Annotated in this window: 6 protein-coding genes and 1 pseudogene; all 7 read left to right on the top strand. The window is 63.7% G+C overall.

Annotated features, from left to right (window positions below):
• Positions 1 to 378: pseudogene (locus tag CRO48_RS32615) on the top strand (hypothetical protein); the annotation flags it as partial.
• Entirely contained in the window at positions 375 to 683 is a 309-nt protein-coding gene (locus CRO48_RS31255; RefSeq protein WP_097143521.1) for a hypothetical protein, read from the top strand. The pseudogene CRO48_RS32615 and the gene CRO48_RS31255, both read left to right, overlap by 4 nt.
• A complete protein-coding gene (locus tag CRO48_RS31260; RefSeq protein WP_097143522.1) occupies positions 676 to 1,374 on the top strand; it encodes a hypothetical protein in 699 nt (232 codons plus the stop codon). Before CRO48_RS31255 ends, CRO48_RS31260 begins: the two co-directional genes overlap by 8 nt.
• On the top strand, positions 1,374 to 1,751 hold the full coding sequence (locus CRO48_RS31265; protein ID WP_097143523.1) for a DUF4031 domain-containing protein: 378 nt from the start codon (positions 1,374 to 1,376) through the stop codon (positions 1,749 to 1,751). Before CRO48_RS31260 ends, CRO48_RS31265 begins: the two co-directional genes overlap by 1 nt.
• Positions 1,748 to 2,998: a helix-turn-helix domain-containing protein gene (locus CRO48_RS31270; protein WP_097143524.1), complete on the top strand. Its 1,251-nt coding sequence runs from the start codon at positions 1,748 to 1,750 to the stop codon at positions 2,996 to 2,998. The genes CRO48_RS31265 and CRO48_RS31270 overlap by 4 nt, the downstream gene beginning before the upstream one ends.
• Positions 2,982 to 3,641: a transcription termination/antitermination protein NusG gene (nusG, locus tag CRO48_RS31275; RefSeq protein WP_097143525.1), complete on the top strand. Its 660-nt coding sequence runs from the start codon at positions 2,982 to 2,984 to the stop codon at positions 3,639 to 3,641. Before CRO48_RS31270 ends, nusG begins: the two co-directional genes overlap by 17 nt.
• A gap of 233 nt (positions 3,642 to 3,874) precedes the next feature.
• Positions 3,875 to 4,621 (top strand): hypothetical protein, encoded by a 747-nt coding sequence (locus CRO48_RS31280; protein ID WP_097143526.1) that lies wholly within the window; start codon positions 3,875 to 3,877, stop codon positions 4,619 to 4,621.
• Positions 4,622 to 4,791: the final 170 nt, after the last annotated feature.

Raw genomic sequence — 4,791 nt, forward strand, 5'->3', positions numbered from 1 at the left:
ACCTCGACCGTCGAGGATCGCCGCCTGATCAACATGAAGCTCGCCGAGGTCTATGCCGATGGCGGCTATGTGACGCCGTGGACCGACCAGCGCGTTGCCGACGATCTCGGCGTGCCGCGCGCCTGGGTGACGGAAATCCGCGAGGGCTTCTACGGGCCGGAAGGCTCGAACCCGCTCTTTGACAAGTATCTGGTCGAGAGCGCCGGCATTGCCCTTCACCTCGCGCAGCTCGCCGAGGAACGGAAGGCTGCAGGCGAAATGGTCAAGCGCGCGACCGAGGCGGCGGCGAAGGTGCGCACGCGCTGCGATGAGCTGGAAGCCAAGGTTCGCGATGTGCAGGCGCTGGGCAAGCGCGTGGAGCGGGAGCTTGGCCGATGAACGAGCTTCGCGACGGTATTGCGCAGATCGCTGCGGCGGCGACGGACGCGGAGCGGGCGGCGGCGCTGCTGGCCTGCCCGTTGTCCCTGCTGATGACCTGCGAATTCACGATCCGCAACCGCATGCAGGTTTCGGGCTTTCTGGAGGGGATTCGCTACCTCGAGACCGAACTCGCTGCCCTACGCGGGTTTCGCGACGAAGGCGGCGTGCCGCCCGGCGGCATGGATGTCGCCGTCGTGCGCGGGCGCCTCGGGCGGATTTCGCGCGGGGAAGATCCGAGCGGACAGGGGGTGTGCGTTGGCTAGTCGTTCCTCTCTCCGCGTGCTCGTCGGCTGCGAATATTCCGGCATCGTGCGCAATGCCTTCCTCGACGAGGGATTTGACGCGTGGTCCTGTGACCTGCTGCCCGCCGAGGACGGCAGCAACCGGCATATCCGCGGCGACGTTCGCACGATACTTGCCGATGGCTGGGATCTTCTCGTCGTGGCGCATCCGCCGTGCACACGGCTTTGCCGGTCGGGCCGGCGCTGGCTTTCCGGGCCGGGCTACATGACGCCGCCGAAACAGCTGCCGATCGGCCGGACATGGGAAAGCATGATCGCCGAGTTCGAGCAGGGCGTTGATCTCTTCGTTGCCTGCTGGCGCGCTCCGATCGCCTGCGTGGCGATCGAGAACCCGGAAATGCACGACATCGCCCGTGCGCGGATGCCGGACGATGTACCGGCGCCGCAGATCGTGCAGCCCTTCTGGTTCGGTCATCCCGAATACAAGGGCACCGGCTGGTATCTGCGCGGGCTGGAAGCGCTGGTCGAGACGGATCGCCTGCCGGAGCCTGTGACGGGCACGGATGAATGGAAGGCGTGGAACCGAGTCTGGCGGATGCCGCAGGGCAAGGATCGCGGAAAGGAGCGCAGCCGTTTCTTTCCGGGCATGGCCAAGGCTGTGGCGCGCCAGTGGGGCGCGCAGGCGATGGCTGCGGCGCGGAGGGCGGCGTGATGGCAGTCTATGTCGACGACATGAAAGCGCCCTTCGGCAACATGGTCATGTGCCACATGTGGGCCGATAGCGATGACGAGCTGCTGGCGATGGCCGACCGCATCGGTGTGCAGCGCAACTGGATTCAGGGGCACCCGACGCTTTCGTTCGGCAAGCATCGCAATGCGAGCTGGGTGCATTTCGATATCGCCCTGTCGAAGCGTGCGCTGGCCGTGCGGGCGGGCGCGATCGAGACCGATCGTTATGGGCCGGTGGAGCACACAAGCCGCCTGCGCCTCGACGCGGCCGTGGTGCGTGGGGACGTAGAGGGCCAGCAGCGGGCGCATGCCATGCTGGGCAACATCGCGCGCCTGCGGGCCGGGCAGGTGGCGAAATGAGCATCATGTTGATGAGCCGCATCTTCCGGATGAACATCGGCGGATGCAATCGCAAGCTCCTGGCCGTGCGGCTTGCGGACTTTGCCGACGACGACGGGCGCGGCATCTATCCCGGCGTCGACCGGCTTGCGCAGGAGACGGAGCTTTCCGAGCGGACGGTGCAGCGAATCCTTGCCGATTTCGAGCGTGAGGGCATCCTCGTGTGCCGTCAGCGCGCCACGGGGCGGCCGGGCGTTGCCAATCGCTATGACTTCGATCTGGCCCGCCTGTATGCCTACGAGGCCGGCAAAGCGAAGCCCGAATCCACGGCGGAGACGGGTGACAGCGTGTCACCCGTCGACACGGGCGAGAGGGGTGACAATCGTGCCGAGAGGGGTGACACCGGCGACGGAGAGGGGTGTCACCGTGACACCCGAACCGTAATAGAACCACCATTAGAACCATCAGTTGAGAGAGGGCGTGCGAGCGAGCACGGGGATGGGCAGGAGGCGAAGGCGGACGAGCGTGGCGAAAGCGACGCTTCGATCGAGCGCTCGTTCTGGCGGCTGGTGAAGGATTGGCCGCAACTGGACGGGATGCCCAAGAAGAATTCGCTCATCGCATGGCGCAAGCTGTCGGCAGACGAGCGACGGCAGGCGGCTGAGCGCTTCCAGGACTGGCTGGCGTTCCTGAAGGACCGGAAGAAGGACTATGTGCCGGCGCCTTCGACCTACTTCGCAGAAAAGCTTTGGCAGGAAATTCCCGAAAAACCCCAGACCACGGCAGGACCGAAGCTCGCAGCGCCCTATGGCAAGCTCTGGATGACGGCGCGGATCGCCGACCTGTTGCGCAAGGCCTATGGGCCGATTTCCGGGCTGACCGCCTTCGAGCAAAGCCTTGTCCGCGCCGGGAAGACGACAGCCGAGGCGATCCATCGCGAAAAGGTTCGGCGCAGCGGCTGGAAAGTCGTCAACGCCATGCACGAGCGGGCGGCGGATGCGAAGGGCTATCCGTGCTCGCTGGATCTGCTGCCGATCTCCGAAGGCTTCCGCCAGGTGCATCGCGACGGCGAGCTCTACGCGGCATGGCGGCGCGAGCACGAGCGGCGCGGCTGGCCCTTCCTCGACGATACGCGCCCGCCTGAATGGGTGCATTTCCCGGCTGTGGCCGATGGCTGGGAAGCTGATCCGGATGCAGCCGTCCGGGCGGCGATCGATGATTTTGCGGCGAAGCTCAGAGAGGTACGAGGCGATGAACATGCAGCATAAGGGCTTCCTCGGATCTCCGATCGGACTTGGCGCGGGTGAGCGGTTCGCGGATCGCATGAAACGGATCAATGAGGCGCGGCTCGATGAGGGCGCGCTCCTCACCATGAACTGGCGAATCAGTGCTGCAAATGTCCCGTGGTTCGCCCTTCGCGTCTGGACCGGACGCGAGAAGGCTGTGGAAACCACGCTTGATGGCATGGGGATTCGGTGCCTGGTGCCCATGCGGAAAGGGCCGGATCTGCGTCGTCGTCACCGTGTGATAGAGGGGGCGATGATGCCCGTCATCCATGGTTACGTCCTCGTCCAGATGCTTCCTTTCGCTGACTATCTCGCCGGATTGCAGGGTGTCGATCATGCGATTGACGTGCTTGGCGGATGTGAGAAGCCGATGCGGATCAGCAGCGCAGAGGTGAGCCGATTCAATGCTTTGGCGCAGTGCGGGGCTTATGACTGGGAACGTCCCGTTGACCTGAGCTTGGAGCAGGGTGAGCAGGTCTTCATCACGGCTGGGCCGTTCACCGGGCTGCATGCGATCGTTGCCACCGCAAGCAAGAAAGGGCGAGGTGACGTGGTGGTTGTGATCCGCTTCATGGGCGGAGAGGTGCCCTTGACAGTGCCTCTTGCGCTTCTGCGGAAGTTGTGAGAGTCATTTCGTCACTGGATGAGCTGATGATCCTGAAGTGAGCCTCTGAAAACGCCTAAACAGCGGGGAGCAATCCCGAGGTCGGTACGCCGGTCAGCCCCAACCCTGACAGCCTCGATCGAGAGGCATCGATTCAGGGCCAGTGCGAAAGCTATGACCGGATGACAGACGAGGCGGCCGAAAGGTCGCCTTTATTGCATCTAAGGTTATGGGCGGAAACACGCGAGGCGGCCATGCTCGAAACAGAGGTTAGGTTCGACCTTCGCAAGTTCGAGCGCTCCATGTCTGACGTCGCCCGCAAGCAGCTGCCATACGCGGCGATGCTCGCCTTGAACGAGACAGCCAAGGGCGGACGCCTTGCGGTGCAGAAGGAAATGGATCGGGTGTTTGACCGCCCGACCCCGTATGCCAAGCGCGGTGTCATATTCGACAAGGCGACCAAGCAGAACATGCGAGCCGCCGTCGTCGTTACCGGCAATCGGACGAAGGGCGCGCTGCCAGCAACAGCGTTCCTAGGCCCACAGATCCACGGCGGTCAGCGCACACACAAAGCATTTGAGCGCCAGCTGATCGATCGCGGATTGATGGAGCGTGGCGAAGTTGCCGTGCCGGCCAATCGCACGCCTCTCAATCGGTACGGCAACATGACGCAAGGGTTTCTCAACCGCGTCATGGCTGACTTGCAGATCGACTATCGTGGCGCCGGGGCTACTCGTGTTCGTAGCGATGCCAGCCTGAAGCGGAACAAGAACTATCGCAATGCGCGGTTCTTCGTTCCGAAACGAGGGGGGCATCTCTTTCCGGGCGTCTGGCAGAGAAGTCCGGCCGACAACAGCATCTTCCCGGTGATGCTCTTCATTCGGTCGGAAGGGTACCGCGTGAGGCTGCAGCTCGAAGCCGTCGTCGAGCGGCATGTCGCAGCAACCATCGACGACAATTTCGCGGCCGCCTTCGCCCATGCCATGCGAACGCGGCGCTGACCGGTCAGGAAAATTCGCGGGTCCTTCCCGGCCAGACCGGCGCTGCGGGTATTTGGCACCGCTGGTCTTGGCCACTGGTCTGCCCCCTGAAAAGTGATCCTTCTTGAAGTATGGCTATTGAGCCGAGGAAGGACATTGAAATGGCAGGGAAAAGACACAAGGCAGAAGAG

The organism is Rhizobium subbaraonis (assembly GCF_900220975.1).
In the GTDB taxonomy this organism is placed as follows: Bacteria; Pseudomonadota; Alphaproteobacteria; order Rhizobiales; family Rhizobiaceae; genus Mycoplana; species Mycoplana subbaraonis.